Genomic DNA, 19,578 nt, shown 5'->3' on the forward strand with positions numbered 1-19,578 from the left:
TCTTAAGTCAAGAGTTGAAGCATGCTTGCTTCATCAATTACCGGAACACCCAACTCTTCAGCTTTAGTGAGTTTGCTGCCAGCATCTGATCCTGCAACTACGTAGTCGGTTTTCTTGGAGACTGAGCCAGCGACTTTAGCACCTGCTTTTTCGAGAAGAGCTTTTGCTTCGTCACGCGTCATTGTTGGGAATGTACCTGTAAGTACAAAGGTTTTTCCTGCAACTGCTGCGCTGATGACTTTTTCTTCTACGGAGAGCTGCATTCCTGAGGCCAGGAGTTGCTCAATCACTTCGCGATTGTGAGCTTCTTCCATGAAGCTAGTGATGGAGTCTGCTACTACAGGGCCAACGTCTTTAACCGTCAGCAAGTCTTCGAGGGTGGCATCCATCAGGGCATGCATAGTTTGGTAGTGATTGGCCAAGTCTTTGGCAGTAGTCTCACCCACATGACGAATACCTAAGGCAAAGATAAATCTCGCTAGGGTCGTGTTTCTAGATTGGTTAATTGCCTGGATCAGGTTATCAGCAGACTTCTCACCCATGCGCTCTAGGTTGGCGATTGCAGTAAAGCCGAGGCGATAGAGATCAGCCGGGGTTCTAACTAGATTGTGATCGACTAATTGATCAACGATCTTCTCGCCCAAACCTTCAATATCTAAAGCCCTTCTATGGGCAAAATGAATTAATGCCTGCTTGCGCTGTGCGCCACAGAATAAGCCGCCACTACAGCGGGCTACTGCTTCATCGGCCAAGCGCTCGATATGTGAATCACATACAGGGCAATTTGTTGGCATGACAAACTCTTGCGCATCATTTGGCCTACGCTCTTTGACTACCGAAACCACTTCCGGAATGACATCCCCTGCTCGTCTCACTGAAACGGTGTCGCCAATACGCACATCTTTACGCTTCACTTCGTCTTCATTGTGGAGGGTGGCGTTAGTGACGGTGACACCCCCTACTTCAACTGGAGCAAGTCTTGCAACTGGGGTGATAGCGCCCGTGCGTCCTACTTGCACATCAATTCCGAGAACGGTAGTTAAGGCTTCTTGTGCAGGGAACTTGTGGGCTAAAGCAAAACGAGGAGCTCTGGATACAAAACCCAACTTGGCTTGTTCAGCAAAGGAGTTGACCTTATAAACCACACCATCAATGTCATAAGGCAAAGAATCGCGTTTGGCACCAACTTCGTTATAGAAAGCCAAAATCTCTTCTACAGATTTAAGAACACGGCGCTCTGAGCAAACTGGTAAACCCAGCTTGACGTAAGCATTGAGTAATTCTTCATGGGTTTTTGGCAACCAAGATTGCGGCTCTAGCGCCCCAAGTCCATAAGCAAAGAATGAGAGCGGTCTCTTGGCAGTGATCTTGGAATCTAACTGACGCAAACTACCCGCTGCAGCATTACGGGGGTTGGCGAACTCCTTCTCACCATGGGCAGCAGCTTGCTCATTCATGCTCTGGAAGTCTTTGAGATACATAAAGACTTCACCACGCACTTCTAATACTTTTGGGATATTGTCTCCAGAGAGCTTGAGTGGAATAGCCCGAATCGTTTTGATGTTGGCAGTGACATCTTCACCGCTAGCGCCATCACCACGAGTAGCCGCCCTCACTAGGGATCCATCTTCATAGCGCAAGGAGATTGCTAAACCATCAAATTTGAGTTCGCCTGCGTAATCTACTTGATCAACATGCAAACCCTCGCGACAACGTCGATCAAAAGCAGCGAGCTCTGCATCTTCAAACGCATTATTCAAGGAGAGCATCGGCACAGCATGGGTTACGGAGTCAAACTCTTTTAATGCAGCACCGCCCACTCTTTGTGAAAGTGAATCTGCAGTAATCCATTCTGGGTGACTTGCCTCTATCTCGATGAGCTCTCGATATAGACGGTCGTACTCGCTATCAGGAACTATGGGGTTATCGAGGACGTAATAAGCATGCTCTAAGCGTGCTAACTCAGTCTGTAAGAATGCGTAGCGATCCGCTAAATTTGTCGGACTTAAGGACGACAAAGCGATTCCTTAGCTAAAGAGTCTGCTGGCAGTAGAAGAGCCAGCCGGAACGCCACCCTTCTCAAGATTGGCATATAAGGCATCAAGGTGCTGACGAATGCTGATCACTGCAGCTTCAGTCAAATTGATGCCGTTGTCATCAACCAAGCGACCATGGGCAGCTTGAGAAATCTCAAAGCCCTCACTGAGCATGCGTTCAAAAGCACGTTCTTCATGCGACACCAAGGGGACTTCAAGCAATAAGGTGACTTGCTTAACAGGTGCATTTGGATCGATCTCTGCACTGGTAAAGATGAGCGTGCCATTGCTATAAAACTCATAGGCACGGCCATTGCGAGAAAGTCTAAAACCGCGTTTGCGCATCAAGGCATCGAAATTAGCACCAGGAGTCGCCTCATCGAAAAGCACATTGATACTTAATTGAATATCGCTTTCAGCAGCCATGGCATCGAGCTCTTTAGCACTTTCGAGCATGGTATTCACGCTGGGCATATCAATTTGGGAACCCAAGGTCTCCGCCAATGCTTGAGCACGAGAACAAAAATCAGATAGCTCCAGAACACCAATTGGGCCGCGGCGACTCGCCAGTTGAATAGCCAGCTGTAGCTCAGAGTAAGACGCTTCCGGGCGCAACGCCTCCCAGTCTTCAGCAGCATCTATATCCGCATTTAAGCCCTCACACATCCAACGTGCGGCTGAAGTTACAGGAACATCATTCCAAGCATTGATTTCTTCTAAGATTTCAGCGCCACTAATCCCTTCGTCAAAACGCAGGGTAATGACGCAATCAATGCGAGGGTCAATTGAGAAACTCTCAGGAATCGAGGGGGTTGAAAAATTGACATCACCAAATGTAGGCTCAGCACGCTCTTCAGCCTCAGCAAAGCCTGAGCCAAAAGAAGGCTCCTTTGCAAAGCGATCATCAGCAGAATATTCACCAGCAGCTTTTGCCTTGCGGCGTGCACGAGCGTATTTAAGATTCAGAATGGCGACTGATATGAGAATCAGTAGGCCAATCACAGCCAAAGCGAACTGCAAGTCAGACAAACCTAGCATTGTCATGAATTGCTCTAGATCCACTTAAGCCGCCTCCACCATAGATACCGCAGAAGAAATATCCACCGCCACAATACGAGATACACCCTGCTCTTGCATGGTCACACCAATCAACTGATGAGCGATTTCCATAGTGATCTTGTTATGTGAGATGAACACAAATTGTGTCTTATTCGACATTTTGGCAACCATCTGCGCATAACGCAAGGTGTTCGCATCATCTAAAGGTGCATCAACCTCATCAAGCAAGCAGAACGGTGCAGGATTAAGGAGGAATAAGGAGAAGACCAAGGCAATCGCAGTCAAGGCCTTTTCACCACCAGAGAGTAAGTAGATCGAGCTGTTCTTCTTGCCTGGAGGCTGAGCCATCACTTGAACGCCAGCATCCAAAATTTCTTCACCAGTCATTACCAACTCGGCATGACCGCCACCGAATAGTTCGGGGAACAGTTTTCCGAAATGGGTATTCACCTGATCAAACGTACCTTGCAAGAGATCACGAGTTTCCGCATCGATCTTGGCAATCGCATCCGTCAAAGTCTGCATCGCTTCGTTCAAGTCAGCCGATTGTGCATCCAAGAACTGCTTGCGCTCACGTGAACTGGAGAGCTCATCCAAGGCGGCCATATTGACCGGACCCAAAGATTGAATTTCTGAATTGAGGCGGTTTACTTCGGTTTGCAAAGCACCAACCTTCAAATCTGGACTAAAGCTCGCTTCTAATGCGGTGAGGTCTGCTTCGGCATCAGAGAGTAAGGTTGCAAACTGCTCAAAGTTCAAACGGGCAGCCTGTTCACGCAACTGCAAATCCACGACCTTGTCACGCATTGGCTGCAGACTACGCTCAATTTGCAAGCGCACTTCATCCGCTTCACGTAATTGATGCAATAAAGCATCTTGCTCAGTACGGGCATTTGCCAATGCTGCTTCGCGAGCACTGCGAGCTAGCAGGAGGCCTTGTAATTTATCTTGCGCCTCTTCATCGCTGAGCGTTTCCAACTCTTGCTCGGAAGTAGCTTGCTTATCCTGAATCTCCATAATCTGCACACGTGCAGTACTTTGATCACGTTGCAAATCCGCAATACGTTGCTGTAAAGAACGTGTGGCAAATGCTGCCTCTTGAGCTGACATCTCAGATGAGCGCAACGCTTCACGCAGACGATCACGCTCTTGAGTAGCTAGCTCGAGTTTTTCTTGAGCGATCGCCAGATTCTCTTGCAAGCCTTGCTTAGACTCTTCTGACTGAGCAAGCTCTTCCGCTGATTGCTCTTGAGTTTGAGTCAATTGCTCCATCTGCTGACGCAACTCGCTTAACTCACCCTGAATTTGTTCAGCGCGTTGGCTGTACTTTTCTTCAGCTTGAGTTAATTGCATTCTTTCTACTTCAAAGCCGTGTACTTCTTGTACAGCTTGCTCTGCAGCAATACGAGTTTGCTCAGCAGCTTGATGTGCGGCCTGATAGTTGGCAACACATTGATCCAACTCACCCTGCAACTCACTTTGAATTAACTTCTGTGCACGCAATTGCTTCTCGAGACCTTCCATCTCTTGAGCGCGTGCCAACATGCCAGCTTGCTCAGAGTCAGCGGCGTACAACTGCACACCTACACGACTGACTAAGTGACCTTGTTGAGTAACAAAAGCACCACCAGCGGGTAACTTCTCACGGCGATTCAATGCATCTTCCAGGCCATTGGCAATGTAGATGTTATCTAACCACTCTTGCAATACGCCAGCAACACCGGGTGCGCCTGCGCTCTGAACACGAGTCAATAAAGGTGTGAAATCTGCTGGCACAGTTGTGTGCGCAGGAGAAATATCTTCCGTTAACAAAATGGCTAAACGACTTGGAGGGGCATCATTTGCTAAAGCTAAAGTTTCTTGAACGCTCTTGGCTGTAACAGCAGCCAAACGCTCGCGCAATACGGACTCCAGAGCAGCTTCCCAGCCACTCTCCACTTTGAGCTCTTGCCATAAACGCTTGCTCTCTTTTAAGCCTTTGCTCTCAAGCCATGGGCCAATCTTGCCTTGAGCTTGAACGCTAGCTTGCAATGCAGTCAGTGCAGTGAGCTTTGCTTCGGTTTGAGCCAACTCTTGGTTAGCTGATTGAATCTGTTGTTGCGCAGTGTTACGAGCCTCATCAGCTGCAGGAACACGTTGTTGTGCCTCTCCCGCTTTTTGTCTAGCCTCATCCACCTTGCGTTGTGCCATCGCATGACGATCAATTGCCATTTGCAATGCCTCAGCATCGGGTCTGCGCATACCTGCAAGCTCAGCCTCAAGACGGGTATCGCGCCCTTTGAGCTCTTCTACTTGTGTAGCGATAGCTTTAACGCGCTCACCTAAACTAGCTAAGCGCTGATCAATCGTGGCCAGGTTCTCACGGGCATCATTGAGTTCACGTGCATGAACTTGATAAGCCTCTTCGCGAGCTGGCATTTGCTCTTGCAAGCCAGATAAATCTGCAATGAGTGTTTGCTCTTTTTCTGCAGCGAGGCTGAGCTCTTGCTCGGCCGAACGCTGTGCTTGCGCAGCATCCGTTTCTTGAACGGTCCAGCGTTGTAGTTGAGCTTGTAAATCTAGGGATTGTTGTTGCAGACGCTGACGCGCTTCTTGCACATAACGAATCTGTGACTCAACCTGACTCACATCAGCATTGGTTTGATACAAGTCACCTTGAGCTTGAGAAACCTTGTCTTGTAAAGCGTACTGTTCAGTACGCATGGTTTCAAGTTCAGTTTCAGCATGACGCATTTTTGCGGTCTGCTCTTCCAGGCTGACTTGAGTGTCGCGAATGCCGTTAGCGTGACGCTCTTGCTCTTTGCCAGCTTCAGTCTGGCGCACAAACCAGAGTAACTGTTGCTGAGACTTCATCTCAGTAGAGAGTTCAGCATGACGCTCAGCTACGGTTGCCTGCTTCTCTAAGCGGGTGAGCTGTTGATCGAGCTCACGTAGGATATCTTCTACGCGTACTAAGTTTTCTTTTGTATCTTCAAGACGGGAGGCTGTTTCTTTGCGACGCTCTTTGTATTTAGAAACACCAGCAGCCTCTTCCAAGAAAACACGTAGCTCTTCTGGCTTTGCTTCTAAGATGCGATTGATCGTACCTTGTCCGATGATGGCATAGCCTCTTGGCCCCATACCCGTACCCAAGAAAATATCTTGAATATCTTTACGACGGACCACTTGATTGTTCACGTAATAACTAGAGTTACCGTCACGTGTCAGAACGCGTTTAATACCTAATTCTGTAAAAGCACTCCATTGACCTTGAGCGCGTCCTTCTGAATTATCAAAAATGAGTTCTACGCTGGCACGACCAGATGGTTTGCGCAATCCAGAACCATTAAAAATAACGTCCTGCATGGATTCACCACGCAATTCACTGGCGCGAGACTCACCCAAAACCCAACGTACCGCGTCAATAATGTTCGACTTTCCGCAACCGTTAGGACCCACAACACCGATCAATTGACCTGGCATTTCGAAATGGGTTGGGTCGACGAAGGACTTAAAGCCGGAAAGTTTGATGGATTTCAGTTGCACGGCGTACTTTGCAGGGAAAAAAGGGGTTCAAATAAGGGGGTAAAAATTATTACTAAAGTGGGAAGATGATAGCAAGCTTGGGGCTCCTCACACGGGTTTTTGCCCCACCGATATAATGATTAATCTACTTCCAGGGGCAAAACCCCTTAACAATCTGATAGTTAACTGAAAAGCATGAGCCAATCACCACAAAGCATCATCGAACAAGCCTGGGAAAACCGCGCAAACCTGTCTCCGGAGGCTGTTTCCGGGGAAATCCGTAACGCCGTGAACGCCGTTCTCGAGGGCCTGAATACGGGCAGCATTCGCGTAGCTGAGCGCCGTAGCGTCGGCAAATGGGAAGTGAACCAGTGGGTTAAAAAGGCAGTTTTGCTGTCTTTCCGCCTGGAAGACAACAAGCCCATGGGCGCTGGTGGCTATACCCAGTTCTACGACAAGGTGCCTAGCAAGTTCGAGAACTACACCGCTGAAGACTTCGCCAATGGCGGCTTCCGCGTAGTTCCCCCTGCAATGGCTCGCCGTGGCTCATTTATTGGCAAAAATGCCGTTTTAATGCCTTCATACGTCAATATTGGCGCCTATGTAGGCGAAGGCACCATGGTGGATACCTGGGCAACTGTAGGTTCATGCGCCCAAATCGGTAAAAACGTTCACCTTTCTGGTGGTGTTGGCATTGGTGGTGTTTTGGAACCAATCCAAGCTGGCCCAGTCATTATTGAAGATAACTGCTTTATTGGCGCCCGCTCTGAAGTCGTTGAAGGCGTAGTTATTGAAGAAAACGCTGTTCTCTCAATGGGCGTATACATTGGTCAAAGCACCAAGATCTACGATCGTGAAACCGGTGAGATCCATTACGGTCGCGTTCCAGCAGGCTCTGTTGTGGTGCCAGGCTCCCTTCCTTCTGCTTGTGGCAAGTACAGCCTCTACGCTGCGATCATTGTAAAGAAGGTGGATGCTCAAACTAGAGCAAAGACTGCCATTAACGAACTCTTGCGCGATTAAGCCAAAGCTATGAGCTCTACCCTTGAGTTAACTGAAGCCCTCATCTCCTGCCGCTCGGTAACGCCAGCGGACGGAGGCTGTCAGGAGCTCATCGCCAAGCGTCTTCAAGCAATTGGTTTTCATACTGAGAGTGTGATTAGTGGTCCTGAGAGTTTTCAGGTCACCAATCTGTGGGCAATCAAAAAAGGTAGCGCCGGAGATCAAGGTGAAGTCTTGATGTTTGCCGGCCATACCGATGTTGTGCCAACCGGTCCACTGGAAAAATGGACCAATGATCCATTTACCCCCACCATTCGGGATGGCATGCTCTACGGTCGTGGCGCTGCGGATATGAAAACCTCTCTCGCAGCATTTGTTGTGGCTACAGAAGAATTCGTCATCACTCATCCCAATCACAAAGGCTCCATTGCCTTTTTGATTACCAGTGATGAAGAAGGTCCGGCTAACGATGGCACTGTCATCATGTGCGAGCGCTTGCAAAAGCAAGGGCAGCGTTTAGATTATTGCGTCATTGGTGAGCCGACTTCAGTTGACCAGCTGGGCGACATGATTAAGAACGGTCGCCGTGGATCACTTTCAGGCAAGCTTCGAGTTAAAGGTATTCAGGCACATATCGCCTACCCTCACCTTGGTAAGAACCCGATTCATATTTCTGCACCAGCGATTCAAGCACTGGTAGAGACTGAGTGGGATAAAGGTAATCAATACTTTCAGCCTACTAGTTTTCAGATTTCCAATATTCATGCCGGCACTGGCGCAAACAATGTCATACCTGGTGAACTGGCTGTGGATTTCAACTTCCGCTTCTCTACTGAGAGTAAGCCAGAAGAATTACGTAGCCGTCTAGAGGCAATTCTGATTGCTGCAGGTCTCGACTTTGAGATTGACTGGGTCTTAGGTGGCAGTCCATTTATTACGGGCGATGGCGAACTAGCAGGCGCTCTGCGCAAAGCCATTAAAGCAGAAACCAAAATCGATACAGAACTCTCCACCACTGGCGGTACAAGTGATGGCCGCTTCATTGCCAAGATCTGCAAAGAGGTTGTGGAGTTTGGTCCACTCAATGCAACAAGTCACAAAATTGATGAGTGCGTGATCGTGGATGATGTTGTGCCACTCAAAAATATCTTCCGCAAGACTCTCGAGCAACTCGTTGCTTAAGCGTATTTAGCCAATCACCTCTCTTACCAATTTCTAATGGACCCTGCGCCCCAGCAATCTCTGACGCTTGATCAATGCATTGATCAAATTGCCCAACGACTAGAAGCAGCGGATTTACATTACGGGCATGGTGCAGTTGATGCTGGGAGCGAGGCTCTATGGATTGCTAGTAAGCAATTGGATCTGAGTCCTGCAGATGCACTTGATCATCTAGAGCAAGTCATGACTGTGGAGCAAATTGCCAAAGCATTTGAGGTTGCACACACCCGTATTTCTACACGCAAGCCTTTGGCCTATATTTTGGGTGAAGCTTGGTTGATGGGTGTGCCATTTTTCTCCAGCGAGCAAAGTATTGTTCCTCGTTCTTGGATTGCCGAGTTAATCGTTGATGGCTCACTAGAGCCTTGGCTACCAGCGGATGGTAAAGCCCTAGACCTTTGTACCGGCAATGGCTCTCTAGCGATTTTATTAGCATTAGCTTGCCCTGATATTCATGTGAGTGCTTGTGATATCAGCCTGCCTGCATTAGCAGTGGCCTCCCGCAATCTGGATCGTCATGGCCTCACTTCACAAGTAGAACTCTTTGAAGGTGATCTATGGGATGCATTACCAGAACCCCATGAAGATAATCTCTTTGATCTCATTATTTGTAACCCGCCTTACGTCAACGCCAACTCCATGAATGCCCTACCCGCTGAATACCATGCAGAGCCCGCTCTCGCATTGGCTGGAGGTGATGACGGGATGGATCTGATCCGCAAGATTATTGCTGGCGCGCCTGACTATCTATCCGAACGTGGCGCCATTCTGATTGAGATCGGCAATGAGTATGAGCACTTTAAAAAAGCGTTTCCACAGATCCCCGTGATTTGGATGGAAGTATCTGCGGGTGATGAGCAAGTACTACTCATTCAAGCGGAAGACTTACGCTAAGTTTTTGTTGCTTTAGCTCAGCTCAGCTGCTGCAGAGATGGCTTGATCAATACGCTCTACTGGTATCACTCTTAATCCTGGAATCTTTGTCTTCGGCATATTGGCCTTCGGAATGATGGCCACAGTAAAGCCAAGCTTAGCTGCTTCTTTCAGGCGCTCCTGACCACGTGGGCAGGGACGAATCTCTCCAGCCAAACCAACCTCTCCGAATACGATTAACTCTTTTGGAAGCGCTTTATTACGAATAGAAGATTGGATTGCTAACAGCACTGCTAAGTCAGCTGCCGGCTCTGAGATCTTCACGCCACCAACGGCATTCAAGAAGACATCTTGATCAAAGCAGGCGACACCTGCGTGACGATGCAATACCGCTAAGAGCATTGCCAAGCGCGCCTGCTCCAAACCAACGGCCAAACGGCGTGGATTCGGAATATGCGCAGTATCTACGAGCGCCTGAATCTCTACCAAGAGTGGACGACTACCTTCTTGTGTAACCAACACACAAGCACCAGGCACCATCTCCGCATGCTGAGATAGGAAAATCGCTGAGGGATTAGCAACGCCACGTAGACCTTTTTCGGTCATGGCAAATACGCCCAGCTCATTGACTGCGCCAAAGCGATTTTTAATGGAGCGTACCAATCTAAATGAAGAGTGAGTATCACCCTCAAAATAGAGAACGGTATCCACAATATGCTCAAGCACGCGAGGACCAGCTAAGTGGCCATCTTTAGTCACGTGACCCACCATCAATACACAGATACCGCTGGATTTAGCAGCTCTCGTTAATTGCGCAGCACACTCCCTTACCTGCGCCACAGAACCTGGAGCAGAACTCAGTACCTCGGAATACAAGGTCTGAATGGAGTCCACCACTAAGACCTGCGGCTTCACCGTATCCATGATGGATAGAAGCTTTTCTAGCTGTATCTCTGCGAGTACTTCTAATTGGGGCGCATCCAATGCGATACGTTTTGCACGTAAAGCGATTTGTGCAGCAGATTCTTCACCGCTACTGTAAAGAACATTCATGCCAGCAGCACTCATCTCAGCGAGTGCTTGAAGCAATAAGGTCGATTTACCAATGCCGGGATCACCACCCAATAAAACGACTCCGCCAGGAACCAATCCACCACCCAGTACGCGATCAAACTCCTCTACGCCAGTACTAAAGCGTGGAAGATCTTCTGCGCTGATAGCGGAGAGCTTTTGACGAGGAAGTGACTGCGCCAGACCTTGAAAGCGGGGATTCGAACTCACCTCCGGCAAGCCCTCCTCCAGCGTATTCCACGCCTGACATGAAGGGCACTGCCCTTGCCATTTAGCAGAGGTGCCTCCACAGGATTGACAGATATAGATTGTTTTAATCTTGGCCAAAGTGTTACCTAGTAATTAATAAGTGGGTGCAGCAGTAAAAATCAATTAATCGAGCTGTGTGCCCGCTTTGTTCTCTTGAGCACGCTTAGGCGCATCTTTGCGGCGTTGCTCCACATCGGCTGCGCGAGCAGCTGCTGCTTTTTGCTTTTCTTCAAATTCTTTTTGATTGGCTGAGCGCTCAGCAGCTTTTTCAGCAGAAGCGCGTTCAGCGATCTTAGCGGCATCACGCTGATCCTTAATGCTGGCGCGCAACTTGCGCTGTACTTCATGCAACTCCACTTCCTGCGCACGAATGGGATCAATCTCTTTACGATACTCTGCACGAGCATCCCTCAAGCAGCTATTCACCCAATACTTTTGATAGCACTCAGAGTTCTTTTTATCCCAGCGGTATTTAGCCCAATCGCGCTGCAATTCGAGCTGACCCTCAATCTTGTCAAGCTGCTCTAGCTGCGCTTCTTCAGCAGGGGTACCTAGCACCAAATTGCTGAAGGAACAAACCACAAGGAATGCCCCCAGGGAGAACAGGGTGCGCAAGGTGACAGACTTTCTCAAATCTCTACCTTTGCGCCGAGCTCAACTAAACGATTAGCAGGGATCTTGAAGAAGTCAGATTGGCGGCCGGCATTTTGGTACATCCAACAGAAGAGACGTTCACGCCAAATTGCCATACCCGGAATTGCTGATGGAACGATCGTATCGCGCGATAAGAAGAATGAGGTATTCATTAAATCAAACTTCATGCCAAAGGTCTTCTCGATGAGATCAATAATGGAACCCATGTCTGGAGTTTCTTTGAAGCCATAGATAGCACGTACCACATGGATATTGCCACCAAGGTCCTTCATAGTGATGCGCTCTTCATCGCTAACATAAGGCACGTCCCAAATACTGACCTTCAAGAAGAAGACTCGCTCATGCAGAACATGGTTGTGCTTCAGGTTGTGCAAGAAAGATACTGGCAAGTAATCAACGTGCGCTGTGAGGAATACTGCAGTACCCTCAACCCGATGTGGCGGATGCTTCAGTAGGGACTCAATGAAGCTACCCAACTGAATGCCCTCTTCCATTGCGCGCTGGCGCAGAATCTGACGACCTCTATACCAAGTAATCAGGCAGGTAAAGCACAATAAGCCCAAAGCCAATGGATACCAACCACCATCTTTAATCTTAATTAAATTCGCGGTCCAGAAAGCAATATCAACAACAAAAAATAAGGCTGTAATTACGCTGACTAATATGATGTTCATCTTCCACTCACGGAACATCACCACGGCCAATAAGATGGTAGTAATCAACATCGTTGATGTCACAGAAATACCGTAAGCTGCCGCTAGATTGACTGATTCCCTAAACTCAATAATGGTGACTACGACCATAAAGAGTAAGGCCCAGTTCACTATCGGGATATAAATCTGCCCCTGCTCAGAATCAGAAGTATGCTGAATATTCATACGCGGCATAAAGCCGAGCAAGATCGCCTGACTCACCAGCGAATAAGCTCCAGAAATAACCGCCTGCGAGGCAATCACAGTAGCTGCCGTTGCCAAACCTACTGTTGGCCATAAAGCCCAATCCGGCACCATCAAATAAAACGGGTTTTTAACAGCCTCTGGATTCGACAGAAGTAAGGCGCCTTGACCTAAATAATTAATTAATAAACTAGGTAACACAATCAGCAACCAAGCATAACGAACTGGAGTGCGCCCGAAGTGACCCATATCTAAATACAAAGCCTCGACACCAGTGACAACCAAAACGACAGCACCCATCACGATATAAGCGGTAGTTGGGTGCTCAATGATGAAGTTCATGGCATACCAAGGATTGAATGCAGCAACAATCTCTGGTGCATCACCAATATTAATAATGCCTAAGGCAGCAAGAGTTAAAAACCAAGCCAAAGTGATTGGGCCAAACAACTTACCAACAGCAGCGGTCCCAAATTTTTGGATCAGAAATAGGCAAACCAAAATCACTAATGAAATCGGGATAACAAATTTACTTAGGCCAGGCGCCGCAATCTCAATACCTTCAACGGCAGATAAAACAGAAATTGCTGGCGTAATGACAGATTCGCCCAGCAACATACAGGCGCCCAACATACCGATAATCATGAAGAAGAAGTAACTCTTTGACTTGCTATCAAATGAACGCAGAGCCAGAGCCATTAATGAGAGAACGCCACCCTCCCCTTTGTTATCCGCACGCATCACGAACAGAACGTACTTCACTGTCACCACCAAAATGAGAGCCCAGATCATCATGGAGATGACGCCAAAGAGAGCTTCAGGTGTATATGCGATCCCATGATGAGGATCGAAACATTCTTTCAGGGCGTAGAGTGGGCTAGTACCGATGTCGCCAAAGACCACACCAATTGCCGCAAGCATCATTACGCCGAGGCTTTTTTTATGCTCGCCACCTGATCCATGAACCTCAACTGGATTCAAAAGAGTGGAACTAGAAAATTCTGGATTGCTAATGGACATCTCAAAACCTTAAGGTGATGTTGCACGGCAATATGTTACTCCTTATGCAGCCTGACTCGGGAGTGATATTTACACTTCAAAACCGCATATTTCAGCTCTATTTAAAGGTATATCTCGACAGAGACCCCTAAAAAATGGTAGAATCTCAGCTTCAGACGCGGGGTGGAGCAGTCTGGCAGCTCGTCGGGCTCATAACCCGAAGGTCGTAGGTTCAAATCCTGCCCCCGCAACCACAAACCCTTGATTTCAAAGGGTTTTTTGGTTTCTGAAGGTCCGAAAAGCACTAAAGTTAAAACTTTGGTGCTTTTTTGTTTGAACAGCCAGCCCAATGTTCATATGGTTTTAAGCTAAAAATGAGCTTTCCAAGGTAGCTCAAAATCATCTACGAATTGAGACATGACTATATGTGGGGGTCGTGGATAAAGTGTTCCAAGCCTCTTCATTAGTAACTCAAGCATTTTTTCAGCCTCAACCCTTCTGGGTACCGTAAAGGCGTTCATCTCATCTATCTCAAGATTCTGGTTTTCGTTTTGAATATGAATACGATTTCGGAGGCTCACCAGCTTTCCAAGATAGTTATAAACATTGGGGTCGCTTGTTTGTAGAAGATTAAGCTCCTCGATTAACTTAATCTTTTTATCCATGTTATAGGACTTTCTATTCCTCAACTTCTCCAAATTTTCACTCGATAATCCGTCAATACCCTCTCGAGTAAAAAGTTTTGACCTACCAATAAAGTCATAAATTATGGCTTCACAAATGGAAACAAGAATTACGGTTATCGGCTTCTCAAGAAACCCTTTTTGTTGAACTGGGAGACCCTCTCTCGAAATATAAAGAGCCCTCAAAACATCAAGGTTGTAGTGAATGTTGTCACCGAGCTTGAAGCTACCAATAAAAGAGCTTGAGACCTTGAACATATTCAGGTGGATAGTTGGTTAATCTTCAATCATAATAACTTTGTTACTAAAAATTAAATCTAATTCATCCATGAGAAAAATCCATCTTTACATAGCTTTAACCAGCCTCCTACTCATATTAGGTGGATGTAATCGTCCCATCGACTTAACGGGAACATGGAAATTGGATACGGAAAAAACAACATCCTCTGAGAGTCTTAAAAAGTGGATGAACTACCTTAAAGAAAATTCAAACGACAAAATGGCTGAGGATTACAAAAAATTGTTGAGAATACTGGAACCCTTATGGGGTCCATTGATATTAAGGACAACAAATTTCTATTTGGTGGCTATTCGTGTGAAGTCGTAAAGTTTAGTAAAACAGAGGGGGCTCGATGTCTGGATCTAGGTACCAAGGAACAAAAATATCTAGGATTCGAGGTTGAGTCAAACGATCTATACATCTACCTGACACCCACCCTACCACCATTCATATACAAAAAATAAACGGACTCTAAATCATGTGGATTTTAATCACCCTCGGAATGTTGAGCCTACTATTAATTGGCTCATCCATAGATCTAGCTTTTTACAGATCGAAAGATGAAACTGGATCAGAGAAAATTATTCAATTCATCAAAACAATTATTGTTCAGATAATTATTTCAGCCATCATTCTCGTAGCTTCAGGCTACTTGATGATTTCACTTGAAGAAGCAAACGCTATTCGAGATACAACAAGCAATACACCAGAATTTTTTAGAGCCATCTTCAAAGGTATTGGGTGTGTTGTTGGATTGGGATTCCTCTATTACGCTTTCATCAAACAACGAGCTGTTGTTAAGGGTGAGGATTAACTAGTAAGGCTCTCATCGAGGAATAGTTCAGCTTAATATCCATTTCACCGTTAAGCCACCTATGAATAGCCAACATTGATTCACCGTTGGCTTTTTTCTTTTTCATTTCAGCTATTAACTTTTGTTCTTTAAGGTTGGGAACCTTTTTACCCTTAACCACATTAAATCCAAACCCTCGTCGACCACCAACGAAGTAACCCTGACTTTTTCTCATTTGCTTCACTTCGCTTATTCGTGAAGCAATTCTTTCTCGTTCGAAGGAAGCAAAAGCTGAAAGGATTGTGAAAATAATAGCCCCAACACCGTTTCCAGTGACATCCCCTCCAAGGTCAATTGAATGGACACTACAGTTTCGCTCCTTGAGTAAATGAAGCGTATTCAAAGCATCTCGTGTGTTACGGAAGCCTCTATCGAGCTTTGGGAAAATTAAAATGTCACCCGACTGAATTACATCAAGCAATTTCGAGCCCTCAGGTCGACTATTAAATTCAAGTCCACCACTAACCCCTCTCTCGACAAATACACAGCTCTCTTCAAGGCTTAAGCCTCTCGACAAAGCGTAACTAGTAACTTGCTTAATTTGGGCTTCGAGTGAATCACCCTCATTAGCCTGTTGAATCGTTGAAACCCGAACATAACCATAAACAGCCATTTTTAGCCCTTTTCAAAAATCGATCGAGACGAACTATTGATGGTTTTCGAATTAAAGACAACAACGATTGTTGGTTAGATACATCTTTCCTTCAATTTGTAATATTGATAGACTTACTTTAATTATGAAAAATATACCTTGTGAAGACTTTTGGAATTTAGTTGTAAAACCAACGATTGATGAGTTTCTTGAAAACCCAAATTCTTTTCAGAGAACTGTTTTAGCCGTTTGGTCACTAGATTCAATGGTTAGTCATATGTCTTATGAGAACAAATACAATCCAAACAGTCTAAATGAAGTAGACTTCAAAAATAAATTGGCTGTTGAGGTGAAGACATTTAACTCCATAAGAGAAGCCTCAAACTCTCTGAAACACGCTGTCAGGAATTCAAATTCTCAAACCGAAGGTTCAAATTCAATTGAAATAAGAGAGCGAGGATGGGGAGAGGCTGAGTGGGGTGTTGACGAATTTGGGGGAACCCCAATACCTCTAGTTAATTTTAAAACCGGTAGTTCATCAAGCCTAAAATACTCAATTGATGATTTTTCAAGCTGGATTCAAATAAAAATTTTCAGTTAATTAAACTAGTCTTTAGCTCAACCAAATCGGACTCAATAGAGCCAAAACAGCTATACCCATTGATATCCACTGTCCTATCCGAGCCCTCTTTTCTACACCATCAATGTGCCTTTGAAAAAGTATTTGATTTATTACCATCGCTTGAATAATCGCTCTGTGTTGAACAAAGTCGTTAATTATTGGCTCTAAAGATAGTCGACTAAGAATTTCTTTTAATTCTTCATCATTTTTTTTAGAAATTACTTCAAAATTAAATTCATTCATATCTAATCCTTTTAAGGGAATAAACCTTTACCTACATTTTGAACAGATAAGGAAGCTTTCTTCTTGAGCCTTCCAATGATAGCTGTGATTATTCTTCTTTTTAGTTCAGCCTCTCTTGGTGGATCGTTAGGTTTTAAACGCTCTTTATCTCTCAGGATATCTAAATCCATAGCCACCTTCCAGTATGGCTTCTTAACTCCCTTTAGCTTCAGCCACTCTAAATGGTCATAAACCTTTAAAGCCCTTTCTAGACCCTCGAAGTTTGGCTGACCCTTGAATTGATATTTGGCTTTACTATTTTTTGCTTGTTGAACACCACGCTGACCCTTATGGTGTTTTATCAATAAGTCATTCAATCGCTTCTTTAAGTGTCTTTTAGGGAGGGAAAGTGGAAAACTGATTGTTAGCTGATTTTCTCCAGTAACAACATCCCCAACCTCTAGTACTCGAACAGTTGATTGGGCTACAGGGTTCGAGAATAGATTAGCCCCTCGATCACCTTCAGACCACCACTTCTGAAAATCATCCGATCGAACGTCCCCAAAATCTTGATAAAGCTTGTTCAGCTTCCCCGATCCTTCAGATTCACAACACTTCAAGTATTCCTGATTTCTCTTCAAATAAGACCACCACCAGTAATAGACAGTCTTTTTCCAAGAATCTGGATGTTTTTTCTTTGTTACACGACCAAATGTGGGGTGTTGATAGGGAAAGTTTCTCTGGATGGAATTTTTATTCTTTTTCATACCCAAAATATAACAAATATTCATAACACTTTAAATAACTCATTTAATCACATACTCTGATTTAATTCACTTTTCTGAAATAATAGAGATATGAATTAAACGATGTAAGTCATTGTTTTAAATCATATTTTTAATAAATTTTACTTATAGGATTAATAACATGGGAAATTTAACTGAATACTTCAATCCAGATTACGAACAGGAAGAATTTGAACGGAAACACAGATTTTTAAGTGAGATAAAAACCAAGAGAGACCATTATGAAAAATTATTAGTCGAGTTTCTTCATGACTTTGTACTTGATGGAAAGCCTCTTTCCGAATCGTATCTAGTAGCTTATGAAGAACTTCTTGAAGATACCCAAAAAGGAAGGCTACCTTCCTCGATGTTTATTTTTGAACATATGGTTTTTTCTGTAGATGAACTTCCATATGACCCAGGATACGAAAACCTACATTAATTTTTTTATAAATAGTTTTACGGTCGTTTTACCTGAGTGAGTTTTGGACTAATAGATGGACATGATCCCCTAGTCTGAAGCTCACTTTACAACTTGAAATTAAAGAACCACTTCGAGAAGGGGTATGACCTTACTTTGTCAAAAAATACTGAAATAGAAAGAATTGAATGAAACCTGAATATCTAGAACCGTGGAAACAAATCTACCCGACTAAAACTGAACTAACTAAAGCTTGGTCTGATTGGTTTCAATCTAAAACTGATGAATGGGAACTATTTACTATGACTGTAGTTTTTAAGTCCGGCGGGAAAGTAGCTAGACCAGATAAATGGTGTTCTGAATATAAAACCAGAGTTCTACAAAAAATTAGACGAGCAATTGAACCAAACCAAAAAAACCAAGAACTAGCTATACCTTTTGAGGAGTTCTTTTATTACGAGAAAGATGATTCTCCATTCTATAGAGTTTCACGGTCACATAAACCACATCACATACACTCGTTAATACCAATCAGAAAATCTCAAGTCTATCGTTTTTGGTCTATTGATAAAAATGACTTAAAAAGGAAAATTAAGAAAGATTTAAATTCCATTAAAACTATTCAATCAGTTGATGTTGAAAGAATAAAGCCTGATCAAACTATAGACTGGATTAGTTATATCCTAAAAGGTAAATCAATTTAGTCTATGAAGTTTTCCGCGAGTACTGATGATGTAGTCTGAACTAAAGCTAGACCAGTTCCAGATGTAGTTGAAATACTGGTTCATGTAGAGAGGATTAATGATCGTAAAGATTGTTCCATTAAATAACCCGAATCTTTTGTACTGAAACTTAAGTTCACTAGGTTCAAAGTCTCCATCAAACTCTAGCTCTGAATTTCCGTTCTTAAACCCACTTTCTGAAACATAAAAGAATTCTTCTGTACCCGTCTTTTTCCTAGATGAACCAAGAATCGGAAGATAAGTTCTTTCATAGTCCGTTAATAGAGCCTCTTTAAGACCGATAGGAGCTTGGTTCACTTTTATTTCAAACGAGGGCTTTCCTTCGACTTGATAAAAGCCGTAGAGATCGTTTTCGTTGTTTCTCGTTGTTTTAAGACTCTCGTACAGTTCACCTGTTCGACCAGTTTTGATTAACTGTTTCAATTCCACCTTAGATATTGGTGTCGTAGATAACCGAAACATCTTTCCTTGAGCTAATAGCTTATTTTTCATACTTCCTCCTGTGATCTATTTATTTCACCGAATTACTTACGTTAAAAATTAACTAAATAGAAATACCATCAAAAACACAAGGAGGGGCTTTGACAAAGGTCTTAAATAGAAATCAAATTTTAGGAATCAGAACTACAGAAGATTTTGTTAAGAGATTCGATTCTTTATGTAATCGACTGGGTTACAACAGAAGTGAAATCATTAGATACGCTTTAAAACGCTTTTATAACGAGCATTTCAACAATCCAGAGGGCTTTTCGAGAGTCAGAAAGGAACTTTACTGATGATGGGATTTTTAGAGTGGGTCGAATTTAATAAGAA

General features: G+C 44.7%; 19 protein-coding genes and 1 tRNA gene. 9 read left to right on the forward strand and 11 right to left on the reverse strand.

Annotation, left to right across the window (positions count from 1 at the left end):
* Positions 1-2 precede the first annotated feature (2 nt).
* From ligA to smc, 3 genes are read right to left on the reverse strand one after another with little or no spacing between them, the layout of a single operon-like run.
* Entirely contained in the window at positions 3-2,018 is a 2,016-nt protein-coding gene (gene ligA, locus AOC19_RS06110) for an NAD-dependent DNA ligase LigA (protein WP_215374856.1), read from the reverse strand.
* A 9-nt stretch (positions 2,019-2,027) separates the two neighbouring features.
* A complete protein-coding gene (locus AOC19_RS06115) occupies positions 2,028-3,080 on the reverse strand; it encodes a cell division protein ZipA C-terminal FtsZ-binding domain-containing protein (protein WP_215374859.1) in 1,053 nt (350 codons plus the stop codon).
* An 18-nt stretch (positions 3,081-3,098) separates the two neighbouring features.
* On the reverse strand, positions 3,099-6,620 hold the full coding sequence (gene smc / locus AOC19_RS06120) for a chromosome segregation protein SMC (RefSeq protein WP_215374862.1): 3,522 nt from the start codon (positions 6,618-6,620) through the stop codon (positions 3,099-3,101).
* A gap of 174 nt (positions 6,621-6,794) precedes the next feature.
* Here smc and dapD point away from each other — a divergent pair, with 174 nt between their 5' ends.
* The 3 genes from dapD to prmB are packed head-to-tail and all read left to right on the forward strand — an operon-like array spanning position 6,795 to position 9,716.
* On the forward strand, positions 6,795-7,622 hold the full coding sequence (dapD, locus tag AOC19_RS06125) for a 2,3,4,5-tetrahydropyridine-2,6-dicarboxylate N-succinyltransferase (RefSeq protein ID WP_015421440.1): 828 nt from the start codon (positions 6,795-6,797) through the stop codon (positions 7,620-7,622).
* 9 nt (positions 7,623-7,631) lie between these two features.
* Complete coding sequence (gene dapE, locus AOC19_RS06130; RefSeq protein ID WP_215374865.1) at positions 7,632-8,783, forward strand: succinyl-diaminopimelate desuccinylase; 1,152 nt, start codon at positions 7,632-7,634, stop codon at positions 8,781-8,783.
* Positions 8,784-8,819: 36 nt separating this feature from the next.
* Positions 8,820-9,716 carry a 50S ribosomal protein L3 N(5)-glutamine methyltransferase gene (gene prmB / locus AOC19_RS06135; protein ID WP_215374868.1) on the forward strand — a complete coding sequence of 299 codons (897 nt, stop codon included), beginning with the start codon at positions 8,820-8,822 and terminating at the stop codon, positions 9,714-9,716.
* A 12-nt stretch (positions 9,717-9,728) separates the two neighbouring features.
* Here prmB and radA read toward each other — a convergent pair whose 3' ends face one another.
* The 3 genes from radA to AOC19_RS06150 are packed head-to-tail and all read right to left on the reverse strand — an operon-like array spanning position 9,729 to position 13,489.
* Positions 9,729-11,093 (reverse strand): DNA repair protein RadA, encoded by a 1,365-nt coding sequence (gene radA, locus AOC19_RS06140; RefSeq protein ID WP_215374871.1) that lies wholly within the window; start codon positions 11,091-11,093, stop codon positions 9,729-9,731.
* A 45-nt stretch (positions 11,094-11,138) separates the two neighbouring features.
* Positions 11,139-11,648: a hypothetical protein gene (locus AOC19_RS06145; RefSeq protein WP_215374874.1), complete on the reverse strand. Its 510-nt coding sequence runs from the start codon at positions 11,646-11,648 to the stop codon at positions 11,139-11,141.
* On the reverse strand, positions 11,645-13,489 hold the full coding sequence (locus AOC19_RS06150; protein ID WP_435367690.1) for a potassium transporter Kup: 1,845 nt from the start codon (positions 13,487-13,489) through the stop codon (positions 11,645-11,647). Before AOC19_RS06150 ends, AOC19_RS06145 begins: the two co-directional genes overlap by 4 nt.
* A 252-nt stretch (positions 13,490-13,741) precedes the next feature.
* On the opposite strand from AOC19_RS06150, the gene AOC19_RS06155 reads away from it, so the two are divergent.
* Positions 13,742-13,818: transfer RNA gene (locus AOC19_RS06155), tRNA-Met, on the forward strand.
* Between the two features lie 114 nt (positions 13,819-13,932).
* Here the strand turns inward: AOC19_RS06155 and AOC19_RS06160 are convergent.
* Positions 13,933-14,505, reverse strand: a complete 573-nt coding sequence (locus AOC19_RS06160; protein WP_215374880.1) for a hypothetical protein — start codon at positions 14,503-14,505, stop codon at positions 13,933-13,935.
* Between the two features lie 500 nt (positions 14,506-15,005).
* On the opposite strand from AOC19_RS06160, the gene AOC19_RS06165 reads away from it, so the two are divergent.
* Positions 15,006-15,341, forward strand: coding sequence for a hypothetical protein (locus tag AOC19_RS06165; protein WP_215374883.1), 336 nt, complete (start codon positions 15,006-15,008; stop codon positions 15,339-15,341).
* On the opposite strand, the gene AOC19_RS06170 is transcribed toward AOC19_RS06165, so the two are convergent.
* Positions 15,325-15,993 (reverse strand): recombinase family protein, encoded by a 669-nt coding sequence (locus AOC19_RS06170; RefSeq protein WP_215374886.1) that lies wholly within the window; start codon positions 15,991-15,993, stop codon positions 15,325-15,327. The two genes, AOC19_RS06165 and AOC19_RS06170, sit on opposite strands and share 17 nt — an antisense overlap.
* 124 nt (positions 15,994-16,117) lie before the next feature.
* Between AOC19_RS06170 and AOC19_RS06175 the strand changes: the two genes are divergently transcribed.
* Complete coding sequence (locus AOC19_RS06175) at positions 16,118-16,573, forward strand: hypothetical protein (protein ID WP_215374889.1); 456 nt, start codon at positions 16,118-16,120, stop codon at positions 16,571-16,573.
* Between the two features lie 12 nt (positions 16,574-16,585).
* Here the strand turns inward: AOC19_RS06175 and AOC19_RS06180 are convergent, their stop codons facing one another.
* Both AOC19_RS06180 and AOC19_RS06185 read right to left on the reverse strand, forming a co-directional pair.
* On the reverse strand, positions 16,586-16,837 hold the full coding sequence (locus AOC19_RS06180) for a hypothetical protein (protein ID WP_215374892.1): 252 nt from the start codon (positions 16,835-16,837) through the stop codon (positions 16,586-16,588).
* Between the two features lie 11 nt (positions 16,838-16,848).
* On the reverse strand, positions 16,849-17,583 hold the full coding sequence (locus AOC19_RS06185; protein ID WP_215374895.1) for a hypothetical protein: 735 nt from the start codon (positions 17,581-17,583) through the stop codon (positions 16,849-16,851).
* A 160-nt stretch (positions 17,584-17,743) separates the two neighbouring features.
* Here AOC19_RS06185 and AOC19_RS06190 point away from each other — a divergent pair, with 160 nt between their 5' ends.
* Positions 17,744-18,043 carry a hypothetical protein gene (locus AOC19_RS06190; protein WP_215374898.1) on the forward strand — a complete coding sequence of 100 codons (300 nt, stop codon included), beginning with the start codon at positions 17,744-17,746 and terminating at the stop codon, positions 18,041-18,043.
* Between the two features lie 167 nt (positions 18,044-18,210).
* Positions 18,211-18,726 carry a hypothetical protein gene (locus AOC19_RS06195; RefSeq protein WP_215374901.1) on the forward strand — a complete coding sequence of 172 codons (516 nt, stop codon included), beginning with the start codon at positions 18,211-18,213 and terminating at the stop codon, positions 18,724-18,726.
* Here the strand turns inward: AOC19_RS06195 and AOC19_RS06200 are convergent.
* Positions 18,718-19,257, reverse strand: coding sequence for a hypothetical protein (locus AOC19_RS06200; RefSeq protein ID WP_215374903.1), 540 nt, complete (start codon positions 19,255-19,257; stop codon positions 18,718-18,720). The two genes, AOC19_RS06195 and AOC19_RS06200, sit on opposite strands and share 9 nt — an antisense overlap.
* 89 nt (positions 19,258-19,346) lie before the next feature.
* Between AOC19_RS06200 and AOC19_RS09390 the strand changes: the two genes are divergently transcribed.
* Positions 19,347-19,541, forward strand: a complete 195-nt coding sequence (locus AOC19_RS09390; protein ID WP_215374906.1) for a ribbon-helix-helix domain-containing protein — start codon at positions 19,347-19,349, stop codon at positions 19,539-19,541.
* The last annotated feature ends 37 nt before the right edge of the window (positions 19,542-19,578 follow it).

Source organism: Polynucleobacter asymbioticus (genome assembly GCF_018687575.1).
GTDB lineage: Bacteria > Pseudomonadota > Gammaproteobacteria > Burkholderiales > Burkholderiaceae > Polynucleobacter > Polynucleobacter asymbioticus_C.